The sequence below is a fragment of the Enterococcus sp. DIV1337a genome, assembly GCF_051712285.1.
Lineage (GTDB): Bacteria > Bacillota > Bacilli > Lactobacillales > Enterococcaceae > Enterococcus > Enterococcus faecalis.
Map to the genome: position 1 here is coordinate 2,090,149 of NZ_JBIOOP010000001.1, position 18,670 is coordinate 2,108,818.

20 protein-coding genes and 1 riboswitch are annotated in these 18,670 nt (G+C 37.9%); of the genes, 5 read left to right on the plus strand and 15 right to left on the minus strand.

The features are described 5' to 3' along the window. The first annotated feature begins 202 nt into the window (after positions 1-202). On the plus strand, positions 203-2,386 hold the full coding sequence (nrdD, locus tag IGL49_RS09870) for an anaerobic ribonucleoside-triphosphate reductase (RefSeq protein ID WP_104858187.1): 2,184 nt from the start codon (positions 203-205) through the stop codon (positions 2,384-2,386). Between the two features lie 32 nt (positions 2,387-2,418). Next, entirely contained in the window at positions 2,419-3,015 is a 597-nt protein-coding gene (gene nrdG / locus IGL49_RS09875; RefSeq protein ID WP_002356379.1) for an anaerobic ribonucleoside-triphosphate reductase activating protein, read from the plus strand. A gap of 44 nt (positions 3,016-3,059) precedes the next feature. Here the strand turns inward: nrdG and dinB are convergent, their stop codons facing one another. From dinB to IGL49_RS09945, 14 genes are all read right to left on the minus strand, one after another. Beyond that, positions 3,060-4,178 carry a DNA polymerase IV gene (gene dinB / locus IGL49_RS09880; protein ID WP_104855304.1) on the minus strand — a complete coding sequence of 373 codons (1,119 nt, stop codon included), beginning with the start codon at positions 4,176-4,178 and terminating at the stop codon, positions 3,060-3,062. 125 nt (positions 4,179-4,303) lie between these two features. After that, the gene (locus IGL49_RS09885; protein ID WP_104855303.1) at positions 4,304-5,062 is read right to left on the minus strand and encodes an ABC transporter permease; all 759 of its coding nucleotides are present in this window, start codon (positions 5,060-5,062) and stop codon (positions 4,304-4,306) included. Beyond that, positions 5,046-5,708, minus strand: coding sequence for an ABC transporter ATP-binding protein (locus tag IGL49_RS09890; RefSeq protein WP_104855302.1), 663 nt, complete (start codon positions 5,706-5,708; stop codon positions 5,046-5,048). The genes IGL49_RS09885 and IGL49_RS09890 overlap by 17 nt, the downstream gene beginning before the upstream one ends. Positions 5,709-5,722: 14 nt before the next feature. After that, on the minus strand, positions 5,723-6,595 hold the full coding sequence (rsmI, locus tag IGL49_RS09895) for a 16S rRNA (cytidine(1402)-2'-O)-methyltransferase (RefSeq protein ID WP_104855301.1): 873 nt from the start codon (positions 6,593-6,595) through the stop codon (positions 5,723-5,725). A 111-nt stretch (positions 6,596-6,706) separates the two neighbouring features. Beyond that, positions 6,707-7,054, minus strand: a complete 348-nt coding sequence (locus IGL49_RS09900) for a DNA replication initiation control protein YabA (protein WP_002356372.1) — start codon at positions 7,052-7,054, stop codon at positions 6,707-6,709. Then, a complete protein-coding gene (locus IGL49_RS09905) occupies positions 7,047-7,886 on the minus strand; it encodes a PSP1 domain-containing protein (RefSeq protein WP_129317373.1) in 840 nt (279 codons plus the stop codon). Before IGL49_RS09905 ends, IGL49_RS09900 begins: the two co-directional genes overlap by 8 nt. 116 nt (positions 7,887-8,002) lie before the next feature. Continuing rightward, positions 8,003-8,953, minus strand: coding sequence for a DNA polymerase III subunit delta' (gene holB, locus IGL49_RS09910; protein WP_002384059.1), 951 nt, complete (start codon positions 8,951-8,953; stop codon positions 8,003-8,005). A gap of 1 nt (position 8,954) precedes the next feature. After that, positions 8,955-9,284, minus strand: a complete 330-nt coding sequence (locus IGL49_RS09915) for a cyclic-di-AMP receptor (RefSeq protein WP_002356367.1) — start codon at positions 9,282-9,284, stop codon at positions 8,955-8,957. A 19-nt stretch (positions 9,285-9,303) separates the two neighbouring features. After that, a complete protein-coding gene (tmk, locus tag IGL49_RS09920; protein WP_104855299.1) occupies positions 9,304-9,942 on the minus strand; it encodes a dTMP kinase in 639 nt (212 codons plus the stop codon). Between the two features lie 208 nt (positions 9,943-10,150). Beyond that, on the minus strand, positions 10,151-10,747 hold the full coding sequence (recR, locus tag IGL49_RS09925; RefSeq protein ID WP_002356363.1) for a recombination mediator RecR: 597 nt from the start codon (positions 10,745-10,747) through the stop codon (positions 10,151-10,153). A 175-nt stretch (positions 10,748-10,922) separates the two neighbouring features. Next, positions 10,923-11,585: a thiaminase II gene (tenA, locus tag IGL49_RS09930; protein WP_104855298.1), complete on the minus strand. Its 663-nt coding sequence runs from the start codon at positions 11,583-11,585 to the stop codon at positions 10,923-10,925. Between the two features lie 11 nt (positions 11,586-11,596). Beyond that, entirely contained in the window at positions 11,597-12,250 is a 654-nt protein-coding gene (locus IGL49_RS09935) for a CbiQ family ECF transporter T component (protein WP_104855297.1), read from the minus strand. Next, positions 12,241-13,599, minus strand: coding sequence for an ABC transporter ATP-binding protein (locus IGL49_RS09940; RefSeq protein WP_104855296.1), 1,359 nt, complete (start codon positions 13,597-13,599; stop codon positions 12,241-12,243). Before IGL49_RS09940 ends, IGL49_RS09935 begins: the two co-directional genes overlap by 10 nt. Beyond that, the gene (locus IGL49_RS09945; RefSeq protein WP_104855295.1) at positions 13,596-14,159 is read right to left on the minus strand and encodes an ECF transporter S component; all 564 of its coding nucleotides are present in this window, start codon (positions 14,157-14,159) and stop codon (positions 13,596-13,598) included. The genes IGL49_RS09940 and IGL49_RS09945 overlap by 4 nt, the downstream gene beginning before the upstream one ends. A 104-nt stretch (positions 14,160-14,263) precedes the next feature. Further along, positions 14,264-14,354: riboswitch (TPP riboswitch) on the minus strand. Between the two features lie 178 nt (positions 14,355-14,532). Here IGL49_RS09945 and IGL49_RS09950 point away from each other — a divergent pair. Together IGL49_RS09950 and IGL49_RS09955 are read left to right on the plus strand one after the other, a co-directional pair. Then, entirely contained in the window at positions 14,533-15,318 is a 786-nt protein-coding gene (locus tag IGL49_RS09950) for a TraX family protein (RefSeq protein ID WP_104855294.1), read from the plus strand. Between the two features lie 162 nt (positions 15,319-15,480). Next, complete coding sequence (locus IGL49_RS09955; protein WP_104855293.1) at positions 15,481-16,842, plus strand: MFS transporter; 1,362 nt, start codon at positions 15,481-15,483, stop codon at positions 16,840-16,842. Positions 16,843-16,892: 50 nt separating this feature from the next. Here the strand turns inward: IGL49_RS09955 and IGL49_RS09960 are convergent, their stop codons facing one another. After that, on the minus strand, positions 16,893-18,083 hold the full coding sequence (locus tag IGL49_RS09960) for an MFS transporter (RefSeq protein WP_104855292.1): 1,191 nt from the start codon (positions 18,081-18,083) through the stop codon (positions 16,893-16,895). Between the two features lie 143 nt (positions 18,084-18,226). Here IGL49_RS09960 and IGL49_RS09965 point away from each other — a divergent pair, with 143 nt between their 5' ends. Then, on the plus strand, positions 18,227-18,583 hold the full coding sequence (locus IGL49_RS09965; RefSeq protein WP_002356348.1) for a winged helix-turn-helix transcriptional regulator: 357 nt from the start codon (positions 18,227-18,229) through the stop codon (positions 18,581-18,583). Positions 18,584-18,670: the final 87 nt, after the last annotated feature.

Genomic DNA, 18,670 nt, shown 5'->3' on the forward strand with positions numbered 1-18,670 from the left:
ATTTGGACAAAAAAATTTTTTCACGTAAAAAAATTTACTCAATCCTTTTCTTCATTTGTTTTCATATTTTTTCAAAACACCACAAGCACAATATATAGTGTTTGTCTAGTGATATTTTACTAAAAATACGCAATATATCGATTGAATTTAGTCGGTCTTTGTATTAGGATAGTTACTAACGAGATATAAGGAGCTGGATAAAATGATGAAGATTACTGATGAAAAAACCGAGAATGTCAATCTCTCAACAATTAAGGTCGTCAAACGAGATGGTCGTTTAGTGACTTTCGATGATCAAAAAATATACGACGCTTTGATCAAAGCTGAACAAAAAATACATGACCAAGTTACTCCTTTGACACATCAAAAAGTCCAATCGATTGTTGCCGATGTCAATCGAGAAATTGCCGAACGTTTTACCAATAACGTAAAAATTTATGAAATCCAAAATATTGTGGAACATACCCTCCTATCCAACAATGAATATGCCTTAGCCGAAGAATACATTCATTACAGAACACAACGTGATTTTGAGCGTAGTAAAGCGACTGATATTAATGTATCTATTGGTAAATTAATTAATAAAGATCAGACTGTCGTGAACGAAAATGCCAACAAAGACAGCGATGTTTTTAATACGCAACGTGATCTAACAGCTGGGATTGTTGGGAAATCGATTGGTTTAAAGATGTTGCCTTCACACGTGGCTAATGCCCATCAAAAAGGCGACATTCATTACCATGATTTGGATTATCATCCTTATACTCCCATGACAAACTGCTGTTTAATTGATTTTAAAGGCATGCTAAACAATGGCTTTAAAATTGGGAACGCTGATGTCGAATCACCAAAATCAATTCAAACGGCCACTGCACAAATTTCTCAAATTATTGCCAATGTAGCTTCCAGTCAATATGGTGGTTGCTCTGCCGATCGGATTGATGAATTATTAGCGCCGTTTGCGGAACGCAATTATGAAAAACATTTAGCAGATGCGCAAGAATGGATTGAAGGAGAAGAACGCCAAAAAGCATTCGCTCAGAAGAAAACGAAAAAAGATATTTTTGATGCCATGCAAAGTCTTGAGTATGAAATTAATACCTTATTTACTTCCAATGGACAAACCCCGTTTACTTCTCTGGGATTTGGTTTAGGTACTAACTGGTTTGAACGAGAAATTCAACGGGCGATTTTACAAATCCGAATCAATGGCTTAGGGATTGAAAAACGAACAGCTATTTTTCCAAAATTGATTTTCACGATTAAACGAGGCGTTAATGCGCAACCTACTGATCCAAACTACGATATTAAACAACTGGCACTAGAATGCGCAACGAAACGCATGTACCCTGATGTTTTAAACTATGATAAAATCGTTGAACTGACAGGTAGTTTCAAGGTACCGATGGGCTGTCGTTCCTTTTTACAAGGCTGGAAAGACGAACAAGGTGAAGAAGTAAATGTTGGCCGCATGAATTTAGGCGTTGTGACCTTGAACTTACCAAGAATTGCTTTAGAAGCGCAAGGAAGTCAAGAAAAGTTCTGGCAAATTTTAAATGAACGGTTGGCGATCGTTAAAGATGCTTTGGTTTATCGTGTCGAACGAGTTAAAGAAGCTAAACCAGCGAATGCGCCGATTTTATACATGTATGGCGCTTTCGGAAAACGTTTAGCTACACAGGATTCCGTAGATGAACTGTTTAAAAACAAACGTGCCACGGTTTCACTTGGTTATATTGGCTTGTATGAAGTGGCTTCTGCCTTTTACGGCGGTGCTTGGGAAGACAATCAAGAGGCCAAAAACTTTACACTCGATATTTTAAAAGAACTGAAAAAAAATGCCGACAACTGGGGCAATGAATATGGCTATCATTTTAGTGTCTATTCTACACCAAGCGAAAGCTTGACTGACCGTTTTTGTCGTTTAGATACTGAAAAATTTGGTCTCGTCGAAAATATTACAGATAAAGAATATTACACAAACAGTTTCCATTATGATGTACGCAAAAATCCAACGCCTTTTGAAAAACTTGATTTTGAAAAGGATTATCCAAAATACTGTTCTGGTGGTTTTATCCACTACTGTGAATACCCCATGTTACAGCAAAATCCCAAAGCACTTGAAGCAGTCTGGGATTACGCTTATGACAAAGTTGGCTATTTAGGAACCAATACGCCAATTGATCATTGTTATGCCTGTGGTTTTGAAGGGGACTTCAACCCGACCGAACGAGGCTTTGAATGTCCAGAGTGTGGCAATCATGATCCTAAGACTTGTGATGTCGTTAAACGGACTTGTGGTTATTTAGGTAATCCACAAGCTCGCCCCATGGTACACGGTCGTCACAAAGAAATTTCCTCTCGTGTGAAACATTTAAAAAATTAAACTCGATTATTCTATAGAAAGAAGTTTTGCTGATGCGTAATCCGAAACCACAAGAATGGAAAACCGAAGACTACAGCCAAAAAAAGATTGCCGATTACAAAGCGTTCAACTTTGTTGATGGCGAAGGTGTACGCAATAGTTTATATGTGAGTGGCTGTCTCTTTGCTTGTGAAGGTTGTTTTAACAAAGCTGTCCAAAATTTCAATTATGGTACGCCGTTTACAGAATCTTTAATGAATCAGATTATTGAAGATTTGTCCCATGACTATGTCCAAGGTTTAACTCTTTTGGGTGGTGAACCTTTTCTGAATACAGATGTTTGCCTTAGCGTAGTCAAACGTGTGCGGGAAACATTCGGCTCAGCCAAAGATATCTGGTCTTGGTCAGGGTATACCTTTGAAGAACTACTTTTAGAAACGCCTGATAAGCTTGAACTACTCCATTCAATTGATATTTTAGTCGATGGGCGCTTTGAACTGGCAAAACGTAATTTAAATTTACAATTTCGTGGCAGTAGTAATCAACGGATTATTGATGTACCCAAATCACTTGCTGCTGGCAAAGCTGTTATTTGGGAAAAATGTCATGATGCCGAAACGTCTTATGAACAAATCAAAAAATCAATTTAAAAAAGTTAGCCCTTTAGCCATCTCTTGAGGATGTGTCTAAAGGGCTAACTTTTTTCCCATAAAGGTAAAACAATGTTTTCATACGCTAGTGGATCTAAATTCGTTAAAGTAATGCCTAATAAACGGATTCCTTGTTCTAAACCTAAAATATCTTCCCAAATTAAATTCGCTTGATAGAAAAGTTCTTCTTTTTTAGAAATATATTCAGGTAGTGTCACGCGTTTCGTAATCGTCGTATAGTCAGTATAACGAACTTTTAGGACTACTGTTTTGCCATGCTTTTGCACTCGTTGCAACGCGCGTTCAACCCCTGCTGCTAATTGTCTCAATTGAGCCGTAACCTGCTCTTCCGTCGTTAAAGGGGTGCCGTAAGTATGTTCTTTCCCTACTGACTTACGATCTCTAGTCACTTGAACTGGCGCATCATGGATACCGCGGACTTTACGATACAATGAATAACCCATTTTACCGAATAACCGAATCAACGTCATCTCATCTTGCTTATATAAATCTGCTCCGGTAAAAATCCCTAGTTCATGCATTTTAGGCACTGTTTTTTTCCCGATTCCGTGGAAGTCTTCAATCGGTAATGCTTTCAAAAAATCTTCGGCCTCTTCCGGTAAGACAACTGTCAGGCCCTTTGGTTTCTGAAAATCTGATGCTAACTTGGCTAAAAACTTATTGTAACTAACACCTGCCGAGCAAGTTAAATGCAATTCATGCCAAATATCATATTGGATCATTTTTGCAATTTTAATAGCCGACTTACTGTTGGCCTTATTTTCAGTTACATCTAAATACGCTTCGTCAATAGATACTGGTTCAATCACATCAGTGTAACGGCGAAAAATTTCACGGATTTCTTGAGAAATTTCACTATATTTCTGATAATTACCTGGCTTAAAAATGGCACTTGGACATAGTTCATACGCCTTTTGAGCACTCATAGCCGAGTGAATGCCGTATTGTCGAGCAATATAATTCGCTGTGGTCACCACTCCTTTGCCCCCAGTATCACTTGGATGGCGCGCAATAACTAACGGATGTCCTACTAGCTCTGGATGATCTCGCTCTTCAACTGAAGCAAAAAACGCATCCATATCAATATGTATAATTTTTCTCGACGTATCTTTTTTTAAGGGAAAACGTAATTCGCTCATCATTTTGATTCGCCTCCTCCCTCCATTATATACGAACGTCCGTTCTTTTTCAAATTGAAACTTCTTTATTTAAACCAGAAAAAACTGAAAATCCGTGAAGTTATAAACACAGATTTCCAGCTTTTTAATTAAACGACCAATTGTTTTTGTTGATTATAGTAGCCTTTATAGGCAAGATAAGTTGCAATTACTGAACCAATACTTGTTGCTGATAGCAACATAAAGGTCACCATAATCTGATATTTTATCGCATGGACAGGATCAACGCCCGCAAAAATCAAGCCTGACATCATCCCAGGCAAACTAACAATTCCAACAGTTTTGGCAGAATCAATCGTCGGCGCCATCCCCGTTTTGACACTTTGTTGGATAATTGGTAAAGAGGCGAGTTTGATAGTTGCACCTAATGCTAGTTTCTCCATTACCGCTTGCCGTTGGTTTTGAAAAAGAGTATCTAAATTACGATAGCATAAACCAATTGCCACCATCGAATTGCTAGCAATCATCCCACTGATAGGAATGATTTGAGAAGGAATAAACTTAATAGAACCAGAAAAAATCAAAATACCAATGGTAATTCCTGTACTACAACCAATTGCAATAAAAGAAATCAAAAAGCCCTTTTGTAATTGCTGGCTGCGTTTTTTTGCATTAAAGGCTGCGTTGGAAACAATCACCAAAACCATGACGAGCGTTAAAATCAGGTTATTGACTTGAAAAACATATTTTAATAAATAGCCGACTGCGACTAATTGAATGACTGCTCGAATCACACTAATAATAATATCTTTTGTAAAACCTAATTTTTCTTTAGTACTAATAATTAATGCGACCACCACTAGCATGGCTGAAAAAAATAAGGATAAATTATTAACTGCTAAATCCATCTGTCGGTGCCACCTTTCCTGCTACAATACGAATCACTTGCTGTGCTTGCTGAATTTCTTCGGTATCATGTGTGACACGAATCAGCGTGACTCCTTGCTCTTTGTTTAATTGGTTTAACAATTGATTGACAATTTGTTTGCTTTCTTCATCTAATCCCGTTGTAACTTCGTCTAATAATAAAACATCTGGTACAAAAATAATGTTTCGTAGCAAAGCAACCCGTTGTCGCTCACCACCAGAGAGTTCGGCTATTTTCTTTTCAAGATAAGTAGCGGGCAATTTCACTTGTTGGAGCAATGCCACGACTTTTTCTTGATTAAACGCTTCTTGTCTGACAGTAAATGGAAATAACAAATTATCATACACGGTTTCACCAAATAAAGTTGGCTGCTGAAAACAATAAGACACCTTTTGGCGGTATGTTTCGATTGGCATTGTAGTAATTGGCGCTTCTTGATAAAAAATTTCGCCTTCTGTAGGACTTAATAATGAAGATAAAATTTTTAAAAATGTACTTTTCCCGCTACCTGAAGGACCAATAATTGTTGTATTGCTGCCTGTTTCAAATGACAAATCAATATCAGAAAGAATGCTACGACCATTTACTTGATAAGACACGTCTTCTGCTCTCAATAAATTACTCATGTTTCTCTCCTTTTTTAAATGGAATGATATTCTTTATATACTTCTTGTTTTTTTACATTTCTCAATTTAGCCACTTCTTTGATTGCCTCTTTGGAACTCCGTCCCTCTTCCTCCATTAGAACTTGCACATGTTCCTTGAGAGAAATAGCCGGCATTGCTGCTATTGTCTCTTTCTCACCAGTAAATCCGCTCACTAATAAACAACATTCGCCTTTTAGCGTATTTTCTGCTAAATACTCTGTTAGTTCTCCTAAGGTACCACGCAAATATTCTTCATGAAGTTTTGTTAATTCTCGACAAATCACCGCGGGGCGTTCTTGACCATAGACTTCAGCAAACGTTGCTACCGTTTTCGCAATCCGATAGGGGGACTCATAAAAAATCTGTGTCGGCCGTTCTTCTTTTAATTCTGATAACACGTCTTTCTGTTCTTTTTTCTTTCTTGGTAAAAAACCATAAAACGTAAATGGCTGTGGTAAAAGACCTGAAGCAATCAAAGCGGTCATTCCTGCCGTAGGTCCTGGCAAGGCAATCACTGCCAGTTCTTCTTCAAGACATGCCGTAACCAATTCATGACCAGGATCACTAATTGAAGGCATCCCTGCATCGCTAACTTGGGCAATCGTTTCACCGCTCAGCAATCGTGTAATCAGTTGAGGAATTCGCTCTTTGTAATTATGTTCATGTAAACTAATTTGTGGTGTCGTAATCTCAAAATGATTTAGCAATTTTTGTGTGTTTCTTGTGTCCTCACTAGCAATCACCGTTGCTTCTTTCAATATGTTTAAACAACGAATACTCATATCTTCTAGATTGCCGATCGGTGTTGGGACAAGATACAATTTTCCTTTTGTTGTTTGCTTATCAAAACTTTTCTGTTTTTGCATAGCGCATCCCTCATTTTCATTTTTCGTTCTATAAATAGATAAAGGTTTGATTTGACAATCGATTGACTGTCAAACCAAACCTTTCCTTTTTATTTGCAGTGTCCACTAGACTTAACGCGTGCGTTCCCCATAAATAACATCAAGACAAAAGGCACATTCTTCATCATTTTCACGTCTTGAACCATATAAAATATTGCAGACATGGAAGCCCTCTTCATAAAGTTTTTCCAAATTCATACGTGATTTTGATAGCTCTTGTTTTTCAGTTTCAGTTGTATTTCCTGCTAACTTATTCAGTTCTTGGAGATGCTCCCGTAAGCGTTGATTTTCGATTTCCAACGTGGTATTTTTTTCTACCAACTCATGGAGTGCTGCTTTAATTTCTCTTAATTGTGTCACGGAACTGTCTAAATCAGTTTCCAACGAATTTAATCCATCATAGAGCGAACGTTTATCCATTTTGATCACCTTTTTCAGCAGCAACTTTCGCAGTAGCTTCTTTGATTTCTTCGTAATCATAATCCGCTGCGATTTCACGACCATGCAGACGAACTTTGACAATCCGACTTAATAGATTCAACCCGACGACTTTGCCTTTGCCATCTGGCGTTATCACTTCTTTTCCATAATCTGGTAATTCTTTTTTAGCGGCTTCATATTCGTCGTTTTCGTATTTCAAACAACACATTAAGCGGCCACATAATCCCGAAATTTTGACAGGATTTAAAGATAACCCTTGATCTTTAGCCATTTTGATTGAAACTGGCATAAAATCTCCTAGAAATGTTGAGCAACATAGTTGTCTGCCACAAGGGCCAATGCCACCTAATATTTTCGCTTCATCTCGGACACCAATTTGACGTAACTCAATTCGCGTCCGGAAAATAGCCGCTAAGTCTTTGACTAATTCACGAAAATCAATTCGCCCATCTGCCGTAAAGTAAAAAATCATTTTGCTACGATCGAAGGTATATTCTACTCGCACTAATTTCATTTTTAAGTCATGAGCTCGAATTTTTTCATTGGCAATGCTTTTGGCAGCTTCTGCATCAGCCAAATTTTTTTGTTCTTTTTCTAAATCAATGGCTGTTGCTTTATTTAAAATGGGTTTTAGGTCCTCTGGTAAATCGTCTGAATCGACTGTTTTTTTAGGAATAGCAACAGTAGCTAATTGTTTTGACTGTTGAGATTCAACGAGTACTTTCTCATTATAAATATACTCAGATTTTCCAGGAGCAAAATAATAGATATGACCGGCTTCACGGAAGCGAACTCCTACTACTTCTACCATTTTATTCCTCCTAATCTAGTTCAAGTGAACGTCGCTTCAATCGGTTAAGGAACTTGCTGAAACAACTAAGTTCCTACTGTATTATGAAACTGAATGCCACTTGGCACTTTTTTCCTTTATGATTTAGGGTGAATCATTTGGATAACTAATTGTTCACAAACATTTTGCCAACTAACATTGGCTGTCCATTTTTGGCGTGCTTTCAAAATTAGCGCCAACCGTTCCGCCTGCTCTTCCGTTACTTTTTTGGCTTGCTGTGTCGCAACACTTTCTTCCAATAATTGACGGTAATAAACCATGAGCAAGTCAAAGCTAAGCGCTTGTTGTTCTTTTTCCTTAAATACTTTGACCATTTTCTTCTGAACGTAGATAAATGCCTGTAAATCATTACTTTTTAGATAATTAAACCATTGCAAAATGATTTCCCTAGCTTCATTAAACCATTCATCTTGAGAGATTTCAACTGCTTTCTCAAAACTATTTGTCAGCTCAGCTAAAAGGGTTGCAGTCTTTTCACCAATCCCCTGTTTGATTAAGCGATCAATTAATGTTTTTTTGACTAATGGTTGAAAATGTAAGGTTTGGCATCGTGATTGAATCGTTGGTAAAATTCGAGAGAGTGAAGTGGTTTCTAAAATAGCTAAAATTTGTCCTTCTGGTTCTTCTAAAAATTTTAAGAGACTATTGGCTGCGCCGGTACTCATTTTATCTGCTTCTTGAATTAAGAAAACTTTTTTAGCAGTCTCGACCCCACTTTTAGAAAACTCCGCTTTTAATTCACGGATTTGGTTCACTTTGATGGTCTGCCCATCTGGCGCAATTCTTAAAACATCTGGATGTTCATTTTCATTAATCCGCACACAATTATGGCATTCGTTACAAGGCTGTTGATTTACTAAATTCGTACAAAAGACATGTTTCGCCATCCATAAGCCAAATTCTTGTTTTCCAGTTCCTGTATCTCCTTCAAAAAGATAAGCATGGGCAAGACGACCATGCTCAAAACTTTTTTGGAGTTGCTTGTACAGCAAAGGTTGCATTTGCTGTAGCTGTTGCGCTTCATTCATCTTAATATTGATGGAATCCTTCAACTGGTAAGACGAAGCAAGTAGCGCCGCCTACTTCAACTTCCACAGGATAAGGAATTTGGCCATCCATTGTGATATCTAAAGTCACAGGTGTTGAAACATATTGTTTTCTTGATTGACATGTTTCTTTAATTAAAGCTAATGTTTCGTCGACACGTTCATCATCAATCCCAATAATAAATGTGCTGTTTCCCGCTTTTAAGAATCCACCTGTTGAGGATAATTTTGTAGCACGAATATTGGCATCAATAAATTCGTTGGCTAATCGGTTACTATCTTTGTCTTGTACAATGGCTAAAATAATCTTCATGGTCTACACCTTCCTATAATTAAAAGTTTTCTGAATAACGTTCAATAATCGCCTGATACGTTGCTTCTACGACAAGTTCTAAACTCATCCGTGCATCAATCTTTTTGATACGTTGTGGATTTTCTTCTGCTAATTTCAAATATTCATGGCGAACACGTTGATGAAATTCTAATCCTTCTGAATCTAAGCGATCAATTTGCTGTGTTCGATTTTCTTGAATCCGCCGTAAGCCAGTATCTGAGTCAACGTCTAAGTAAATTGTAAAATCTGGTGAGACACCTTCTGTCGCAAACGCATTAATTGAAGCAATGGGTGCAATCCCAATTCTACGCCCAGCGCCTTGGTAGGCTAATGAGCTGTCAACAAAACGATCACATAGGACTAAATGACCCGCTTCCAAAGCTGGCAAGATTTTTTCCACTAAATGTTGACGACGAGCAGCTGCGTAAAGTAAAGCTTCTGTTCGCTCATCCATTCTGTCATTTCTTGGATCTAAAATAACTGTTCGAATCTTTTCGGCAATCGGTATGCCGCCTGGTTCTCTTGTAGTGACAACTTTTCGTTTTGACTCTTTAGCTAATCTTTCAGAAACTTCCTTCAAAACACTGGTTTTGCCAGCGCCATCTGGACCTTCAAATGTGATAAAAATACCCTGCACGTGCGAAAACTCCAATCAATTTTTACTTGTATCTATTATACTTCATCTTGCTCTATCAGTCTAATTGAAATCCTTACGTCCTATTTAAAGTGATGCATCCGCTGAAAAAAAGAAACTGAAAAAGAAGTACTGAAAAGCTTGAACTGCGACATTTTCTCACAGAAACGACCTACTTCGATTTCAACCTCTTTTTCCAACGATGTTCCTTTTAAATTTCTCGACGTCCTTCGACTGCTTTTAGCAAGGTTATTTCGTCTGCATATTCAATATCGCTGCCGACAGACAAGCCGTGTGCCAAACGAGTAACGGTGATTCCAGCTGGTTTAATGAGCCGTGATAAATACATCGCCGTCGCTTCTCCTTCAGTGGTAGCGTTGGTTGCTATAATGACCTCTTTCACTTCATCATCGTGCAAACGTTTGATCAAAGAGGCAATATTAATATCTTCTGGCCCTGTTCCTTCCATCGGTGAAAGCACCCCGTGGAGTACGTGATACAAGCCTTGATATTCACGCATTTTTTCCATTGCCATAACGTCTTTTGGTTCTTCCACTACTAAAATAATACTACGGTCACGATTTTTATCTTGGCAAATTTCACAAGGATCTTCTTCAGTAATATTTCCGCAAATACTACAGAAATGGAGATCTCTCTTGACACTAATTAGCGCTTTTGCAAAAGCATTAGCGTCTTCTTCTTTCATATCAATTGTATAAAAAGCAAGCCGTGTCGCTGTTTTTTGACCAATTCCTGGTAATTTCATATAACTTTCAATCAATTTTGCAATCGGTTCTGGATAATTCATGAGGCTTCTACAGTCCTTTCTTAGCAAGGCGTTTCTGTTATTACTAAACGAGTTATAACAGATTTTGCGTCACTGAATATCTTATCACGCCCTGTCAAAAAAGCAACTGACAATTACTACTTTCTAATACAAAAACAAGTCGTTAGTTACGAGCACTAAACGACTTGTTTTTGTATTAACCAATCCAGGTTTCGTGTGTATAGGCCATTTCCCAAAAAGCGTATTCCATCTCACTGCTGATAACAAAAGCGGTGATCATAGCTGCTTGTTCTTGTGGTGAACTTTCTTCATATAATTGGTCTAACAGTTGGCGTTCCTCTTGGACGTGTTGGTACGCCTCCTCCCCAGCATAGGTTTCAATCCAACGTTGGTACAGTGGCTCTGGTGAGTGTTGTTTGACTAACTGTGCACCAATTTCTTGATAGAGCCAAGAACAAGGCAACATACTTGCTGCGGCCGTCTTAGGCGTTCCTTCAATAAGTTGGCGATACATATGAGAAACATAGTGATAAGCGGTTGGTGCAATCGGTGTCGCTGTAACTTCTTCTTCCGTAATCGCTAGTTCTTCAAAAAAAGTTTCACGAATAGCTAATTCGCCCAACGCGAGATTTTCCGCATTTGTTAAGAGTAATTTTTTTAATCGAGGTTGTTGCGTCTGTGCCGCAATCAAGCGATAAAGTTGACTAAAATGTTTTAAATAGTAATGATCTTGAATTAAATAGTAGCGAAAAATCGTTGGACTCAAGGTTCCTTCATGTAATTCTGTGATAAAAGGATGCTGAAAACTCCCTTGCCAAGAAGCTTGCGCTTGTTCTTTGGCTTGTTCTGTAAATGTCATAGGTTTCTCCTTTACGTTAGAAAAATAAACAAATTTGTAAAAATGATGATCAAAATAGCAAGCCCAAGACTGACTTTTGCTGACACAAAATGCTCTTTTCGACTTCTGGTGGCTCCTTCTTCATAGCCATGGGCAGACATTGCTTCAGTATATTTATCTCGCCAAGAAACAGCAACGAGCAGTGTTTTAACATAGAGCATCGGCGACCAAAAATGAAATGTTTTGCCACGGAGCAGGCTCGCTTCTTTTAAATCATTAATTTCTCTTTTCACTTCCGGTAAGGCGTGAACCACCACTAAAATTCCATAAACAAAGTTCGGTGCTAGCCCCTTTTGTTCCAATAACAACAATAATTCTTCAAAATCAACGCCTACAGCAAAAGCTAGTCCTAAACCGGCAAAGGCATATGTTCGACTAAACAAAAGCCAGGCTTGTTGACTACTTGTACCATGCAGATAAATAGACCAGAAAGTTCCGATGGCTGGTAAAAGTGGCAAGAAAAATAACCAAAGAAGTAAGCGGGATTTTCGCTGGCCTATTAAAAAAATGACACAACCCATAAAAACCGCCAAATTTGCCAAAATGGACTGAGAAAAAGATAATTCAAAGGTCAAAATAAGAATCAAAGAAGCATAGATCGCTGCATTCGTTTGCCTTATTTGCATGTGGTTCCCTCCTGCCAGATATTCAGTTGTTGCTGCAGCAATTCTATTCGGTAATTGCTCACGCCAGAGAGAGGTTCTAGCCGATGCGTGACGATTAGAAAATCTTGTTGCGCACTTTTTTCTTTGATCCATTCAACAAAATAACTGCATGCGCGCTCATCTAACCCAGCAAAAGGTTCATCTAAAAGTAAACAGTCCAAATCTAAGCTCAGCAAACTAATTAATTGCACCATCTTTTTTTGCCCTTCACTTAGTTGGAAAACACTATGCTCTAGTTTTTCTTTTAACCCTAAAAAAGTTAAGGCTTCCTCTTGTTTTCTTCTTTTTTCTGCCGTCATGTTCTGACCAAACAAAAGCTCTTCTCGTAAAGTCAACGTGACAAACTGACGATTGGCTTGTTGCACCGCTAATGTCATGTGTTGGTACAACTTTTTTGAAGACCGCAAGCGGCGGCCTGCCAAGAACATTTTCCCTTGATATTTTTGTCTTTGAACGATGGCTTTTAATAAGGTTGATTTACCCGCCCCATTTGGCCCCGTCAACGTGGTAATTCCTTTTAAAAAAAGAGCTTCTTTTTCTTCAAGTAGCACTCGTTTTTCCTGAGACAAACGAAAATTTTTCAATTGGAGCATCGGTTGTTTTACCGTAGAATTTGTAAGGTGAAATGTCTGCGGTTTTGTTTTGATAAACGTCAGCGGTTGTTTTTCAAACTGGCCGTTTTTCAACGTGACGACTTGGTCCACAACATCAGCGTAATCGCTGAAATCGTGGTCGCACACCAAAATCGTTTTGCCTGCTTGATGAAGTCTTGCTAAAATTTGAATAAATTGTTTTCGAGAGGTTGGATCAATACTTGCAAAAGGTTCATCTAATAAAAGAATATCTGGGTTCATTGCTAGCAGAACTGTCAACGCCGCTTTTTGTTTTTCACCACCAGATAACGTCGCTAATTCTCGTGTGAATAAGGTTTGAGTCTGAACAAGTTGAAGTGCTGTTTGGATTTTTCGGTTCATTTCTTCAGGAGAGATCCCTAGATTTTCTAAAGCAAAAATCAGTTCTCGTTCCAAGGTTTTCATTGTAAATTGTTGACTGGGATTTTGAAAAAGCATGCCAATTTTTTGCGCCTTTTCACGAGTTGATAATTGTCGGCGTTCCATTCCTTCAATCAAAATTTCTCCTTGATAGTCAAGCGGAGCAAACCCTGCAATCAAGCGTAAAAGCGTTGATTTTCCACTGCCACTATCACCAATTAATAAGGAAAACGTTCCTTGAGGAATTACTAAATTTGTCTTTTCAAACAAGGGTTGTTCTCGTGAAAAGGACACAGCTTTTAATTGAATACTATTCATTTTGCCTTCACAGCTAACCCTTGCGCAGACTGATACATTCGTATAATAACTTTCGTTAAGAAAATACCAAAGAAACAAATAGAAGCGAACCGAACGCTAATTAAAGCAATGTTCATCCCCAGACCGTAATTGCCATAACCAAACTTAAAGTATTCATACACATAACTAAAAATAGTCGTCCCAATCGCACTATAAAATAACGTTAGTGTATCGTAACGTTTATAGCGTGTTACCAAAAAGCCACTTTCACTGCCTAGGCCTTGAATCACACCAGAAATTAACACACTAGGTCCGAAATACGAACCGTAAAGCATTTCTGCTAAGGCGGCTAAAACTTCCGCCAAAACAGCACTCCCTGCTCGTGGAATCAGCATCGCTGCAATTGGTGCTACCATGGTCCACATTCCAAATAAAAGCTCATTGGCAAATGGACTCAGTCCTAATGGTAACAGCGCAGCATTCACTAACGCATAGAGGAAACCTGCTCCCATAAAAACACCGCCAAACAAAAAGGCTAAAAAAGCGAGTAAGACGACTTGTTGCAATGACCATTTTTTCAATAAAAAAACTCCTTTCTCTTAACAAAAAGCAAAAGGAGTGACTTAAATAAACCCTGATAAAAGAAAACACACTCATCCTAGGACAGAATGAGTGCGTGAAAAATCAAAGTAAATCGGCATTTCCCTGCGACAGTACTAACTGCATCAGGTTCAATGGGTATCATCTCAGCCATAACAGCACCCCAAATGTTTTTTATTAAAATGTACTTTTACTATAGCATAGAATAATTATAAAAACTAGTCTTGGTTCTTTTTTCTTTCATCAAAAGCTGACGAAATCAAACAATTTTGTAAGATAACTGTTAGGCAAATAAATGGTTGATTGTTATGGATTTTGTTATATTGTTCTTTATGAAAGAGAGGAGTTTATACTATGGGTAAAACATTAACTGGCTTTCATTTGAAAGTCATTGGAGTTATTTCAATGGTCTTTGACCATCTATTGCAATTTTTTAGTTTTTTAGGCGTGCCTGGTTGGTTCGGTTGGATTGGACGAATCGCTGCACCTATTTTCTTATTTGAAAGTTCTGAAGGCTTCATTCACACAAGTAATCGGCGAAAATACATGTTCCGGTTATTGTTAGGCTTCTGGATTATGGGGATTCTGAACGGCATTTTAAATGCGTATTTTTCAACAGGTGGCTTAATTATCAATAATATTTTTGGGACGTTATTTTTAGGTACGGTCTATATGCAGTCTATGGAATATTTTAAACAAAAACAAATTGGTAAAGGGCTTCTTTGGTTTATTGTGCCTTTATTAATCAGTGCTCTACCTTTCGTTATTTTTAGTTCTCCAGATATACTAAGCAACCCTGCTATCTTAATTGGTTTCCAACTTTTCAATCTGATTGTGCCATCACTAATGATGACAGAAGGTGGGTTTTTATTTGTTCTCTTAGCCGTCGCTTTTTATCTATTCCATGGCAAAAAATGGTTACAAATTTCAGCGATTGGCGTTGTTGCGTTAATTTCAGCAGCCAGTTATAATTTCCAAGAACTATTTGGAGCGAACCACCAATGGATGATGATTTTAGCAGCCATTCCAATTGTTCTTTATAACGGCGAAAAAGGCCGTGGCATGCGGAATTTCTTTTATATTTTCTATCCAGCCCACATTGCTATTTTTGCAATTATTAGTTTCTTCATGCAACGTTAATTATTTTCTGCTTGACGATTGCCTAAAAACTGTTTACAATGCAACATGTAAACAAATCGTACAGATAACACGCGAGTTGCGTGTCGAGAGAGAGGCGGTTTCTATTCTTATAGAAACTGCTTCTATTTTTTTACGAAAAATGAAAACTATAGAGGTGATTAAATGGAACAAAAAAACGTACGATTATTCCCTGCCGTTTTAGCGACAGGAATTATGTCTTTTGCTGGCGTTTTAATTGAAACGGCAATGAATGTAACCTTTCCGACATTAACGAAGGAATTTGGCGTTTCCACCGGTACCGTGCAGTGGGTAACAACAATTTATTTATTAGTTATTTCTATCATGGTGCCCTTATCCAATTATTTATTAAAAACCTATTCGCTAAGACGCTTATTTATTGTTGCGAATCTTTTCTTTTTGATTGGTTTAGCGATTGATGTTTATTCACCAACTTTCAGTATCTTGTTATTAGGCCGACTCTTCCAAGGGGCTAGCACTGGGATTGCTTTACCACTTATGTTTCATATTATTTTGAACTTTACTCCGCTAGAAAAACGGGGAACAATGATGGGAGTAGGCACATTGACCACTTCAATTGCTCCAGCCATTGGTCCAACGTATGGTGGAATTTTAACTTCTTCCCTGTCTTGGCATGCCATCTTCTTATTCTTAATTCCTGTTTTACTACTTTCTTTGTTTATGGGATTATCTGCTATTCCAGAAATACCTGTTAAAAAAACCACTACCCTTGATTTAGTTAGTTTAATTGGTATTGCCCTGTTATTTAGTGGTTTGTTGATGTTTTTAAGTAAAATTGGCACATTGTTTGGCTGGCTTTCACTTCTGGTAGCCATTATTGGCTTTGTTATTTTTTATAAACGAGCAACGACCGCTGAACAGCCACTAGTTCGTTTGACAATTTTAAAAAATCCCGCCTTCGTTTTATTTTTATGCGGCTTTTTAGTTTGTCAATTCTTATTGTTAGGTATTTCCTTTGTCTTACCAAACTTTGTTCAAATCGTCCTTGAAAAAAATGCGTTTGTAGCTGGGCTAGTCATGCTACCAGGTGCTACAGTTGGGGCCATTTTGGCACCACTTTCTGGACGAGTTTTGGATCAATACGGCGCTAAAAAACCCATATTATTCGGCTTAAGTTTGGCGACAATCGGTTGGCTAGCTTTAACAATTTTACTAGAGATGCCTGTTTTATTAGGATTCGTTACTGGACATGTTACCTATATGATTGGTCTAGGTTTTGCATACAGTAATATGATGACGACTGGTATGAGCTTGTTAGAGGAGAAAGATTTTGGCGACGGCAATACGTTATTTAATACCCTTCAACAATTTTCTGGCGCTATTGCAACGGCCATTGTAGCGACGATTATTAATATCGCTCAAGACCACGCAGATAATTTTGCTCAGGGGACAACGATGGGTTCACTCATTTCTCTGATTTTCTTGCTAACCTTATTAGTAATTGTTTTGATTGCTTGTTGGAATTATTTCCGCAAAAAAGTTTAAAAAAAAGCAGCTGGTCAGTTCCGTAGTGACCAGCTGCTTTTTTTAGTTTTCTAAAGATAGTTGTTTTTTTGTTCTTCTTGCTTCCGAATATAAAGTACAAACAAGACAGCAATCAACACGATAAAACCACCAAAAATCGGTGTATATGTTACTGATAAATGATCTGTGACCACCCCACCTGTCATTGAGCCGACGGTAATCCCAATATTAAAGGCTGCAATATTAAAAGCTGAGGCCAAAGTGATATCTTCTGGGACATACTTTTCCGCTAATTCTACAACATATAATTGTAAGCCAGGTACATTCATAAAGGCAAATAGCCCCAACATCAAACTTGCTAACAAGCCTAGAAGACTATTATCCATTAAAACAGTAATAAATAAAAAGACTAAGGACAGAATTAATAAGCTAAACATTTTTACTAACGAATCTAAGGGTTTATTATTTGCCCAATGACCACCTACTGTATTGCCAATTGCGACCATTACACCATAAACGACTAAAATAATCACTACCACGTTGGCTGAAAAGCCTAAATTTTCCAATAATGGTGACAAGTACGTATATGCAGCAAACGTTCCACCATAACCAAAAGCAGTAATTAGAAAAGAGAAAACGAGGGATTTGTTCGTAAAAATTCGCGTGATTCCTTTTAAGTCAACCTTTCCTGGTATCGGTAAATTTTTGGGAACTAAAAAATAACTAGCAATCAGTCCCACCAAGCCAATACTGGCTATAAAAAGAAAGGACATATGCCAAGCTGTTTGTTGTCCAATAAACGTCCCTAAAGGTACGCCAGTCACTGTTGCAACCGTTAAGCCCGTAAACATAATAGCAATAGCGCTGGCTCGACGTGATGGCGGCACAACATCTGCGGCGATGACAGTCGAAACAGACATGAAAATACCATGCGCCAATGCAGAAAGTATCCGCCCTATCAATAAAATAATAAACGTTGACGCAAACGCAGCAATTAAATTCCCACTAATGAAAAGAAGCATAATCCCCAGCATTAATGAGCGACGATTCCATTTTCCTGTCAAAATTGTTAATAACGGCGCCCCAATCGTCACACCTAAAGCGTATAAAGAAACAGTCAAACCAGCTTGGGAAAGACTAATATGAAAACTTTTAACAATCATTGGTAATAAACCCACACTAATAAATTCCGTTGAGCCGATTGCGAAAGCATTGATAGCTAATGCAAAGAGCGTTAAATTTGGTGAAATTTTCTTTTCCATTCTCTTCCTCCTAAAAACATTTGAATTTCAACAAAAATTACTATATACTAAGATTGATTTTTTGATAAGTACCTACTTTTTTGTATCATAGGTACCTTTTAGTAACTTTTGTTTATTATCAACCTATTAAGGAGGAATGTTTTTTGGAAACTCGTACATATGCGATTGGTGTGGAAGCAACGATGGATGTTATTGGCGGCAAATGGAAACCAATTATTCTGTGTAATTTACGGCACGGCGCCATGCGCCCCAGCGATTTAAAACGCGGCATTACTGGCATTAGTCAAAAAATGCTGACACAGCAATTACGGGAACTCGAAGAAGACAACATTATCGAGCGGAAAGTTTACAACCAAGTTCCACCAAAAGTCGAATATTATTTAAGCGATTATGGTCAAAGCCTCTCTGCTGTCTTAGATAATTTATGTAATTGGGGAGAATCTCACGTGGCTCATTTGCAAGAACAAGGCCAAGAAATTTATTTAAAATGTGAAGATTAGTGAACAAAACGTTTATAAACTATATCAAAAAGGAGCTTTAAGCTATTTAAGAGCCTGGGGAAAAATCTAAAATGATTTTTCCCCAGG

What these genes read in the sequence shown, in the direction of transcription:
- nrdD (WP_104858187.1), top strand. Translation starts at nt 203, where the DNA reads ATGATGAAGATTACTGATGAAAAAACCGAGAATGTCAATCTCTCAACA.
- nrdG (WP_002356379.1), top strand. Translation starts at nt 2,419, where the DNA reads ATGCGTAATCCGAAACCACAAGAATGGAAAACCGAAGACTACAGCCAA.
- dinB (WP_104855304.1), bottom strand. Translation starts at nt 4,178, where the DNA reads ATGATGAGCGAATTACGTTTTCCCTTAAAAAAAGATACGTCGAGAAAA.
- IGL49_RS09885 (WP_104855303.1), bottom strand. Translation starts at nt 5,062, where the DNA reads ATGGATTTAGCAGTTAATAATTTATCCTTATTTTTTTCAGCCATGCTA.
- IGL49_RS09890 (WP_104855302.1), bottom strand. Translation starts at nt 5,708, where the DNA reads ATGAGTAATTTATTGAGAGCAGAAGACGTGTCTTATCAAGTAAATGGT.
- rsmI (WP_104855301.1), bottom strand. Translation starts at nt 6,595, where the DNA reads ATGCAAAAACAGAAAAGTTTTGATAAGCAAACAACAAAAGGAAAATTG.
- IGL49_RS09900 (WP_002356372.1), bottom strand. Translation starts at nt 7,054, where the DNA reads ATGGATAAACGTTCGCTCTATGATGGATTAAATTCGTTGGAAACTGAT.
- IGL49_RS09905 (WP_129317373.1), bottom strand. Translation starts at nt 7,886, where the DNA reads ATGGTAGAAGTAGTAGGAGTTCGCTTCCGTGAAGCCGGTCATATCTAT.
- holB (WP_002384059.1), bottom strand. Translation starts at nt 8,953, where the DNA reads ATGAATGAAGCGCAACAGCTACAGCAAATGCAACCTTTGCTGTACAAG.
- IGL49_RS09915 (WP_002356367.1), bottom strand. Translation starts at nt 9,284, where the DNA reads ATGAAGATTATTTTAGCCATTGTACAAGACAAAGATAGTAACCGATTA.
- recR (WP_002356363.1), bottom strand. Translation starts at nt 10,747, where the DNA reads ATGAATTATCCAGAACCGATTGCAAAATTGATTGAAAGTTATATGAAA.
- tenA (WP_104855298.1), bottom strand. Translation starts at nt 11,585, where the DNA reads ATGACATTTACAGAACAAGCCAAAGAACAAGCGCAAGCTTCTTGGCAA.
- IGL49_RS09935 (WP_104855297.1), bottom strand. Translation starts at nt 12,250, where the DNA reads ATGCAAATAAGGCAAACGAATGCAGCGATCTATGCTTCTTTGATTCTT.
- IGL49_RS09940 (WP_104855296.1), bottom strand. Translation starts at nt 13,599, where the DNA reads ATGAATAGTATTCAATTAAAAGCTGTGTCCTTTTCACGAGAACAACCC.
- IGL49_RS09950 (WP_104855294.1), top strand. Translation starts at nt 14,533, where the DNA reads ATGGGTAAAACATTAACTGGCTTTCATTTGAAAGTCATTGGAGTTATT.
- IGL49_RS09955 (WP_104855293.1), top strand. Translation starts at nt 15,481, where the DNA reads ATGGAACAAAAAAACGTACGATTATTCCCTGCCGTTTTAGCGACAGGA.
- IGL49_RS09960 (WP_104855292.1), bottom strand. Translation starts at nt 18,083, where the DNA reads ATGGAAAAGAAAATTTCACCAAATTTAACGCTCTTTGCATTAGCTATC.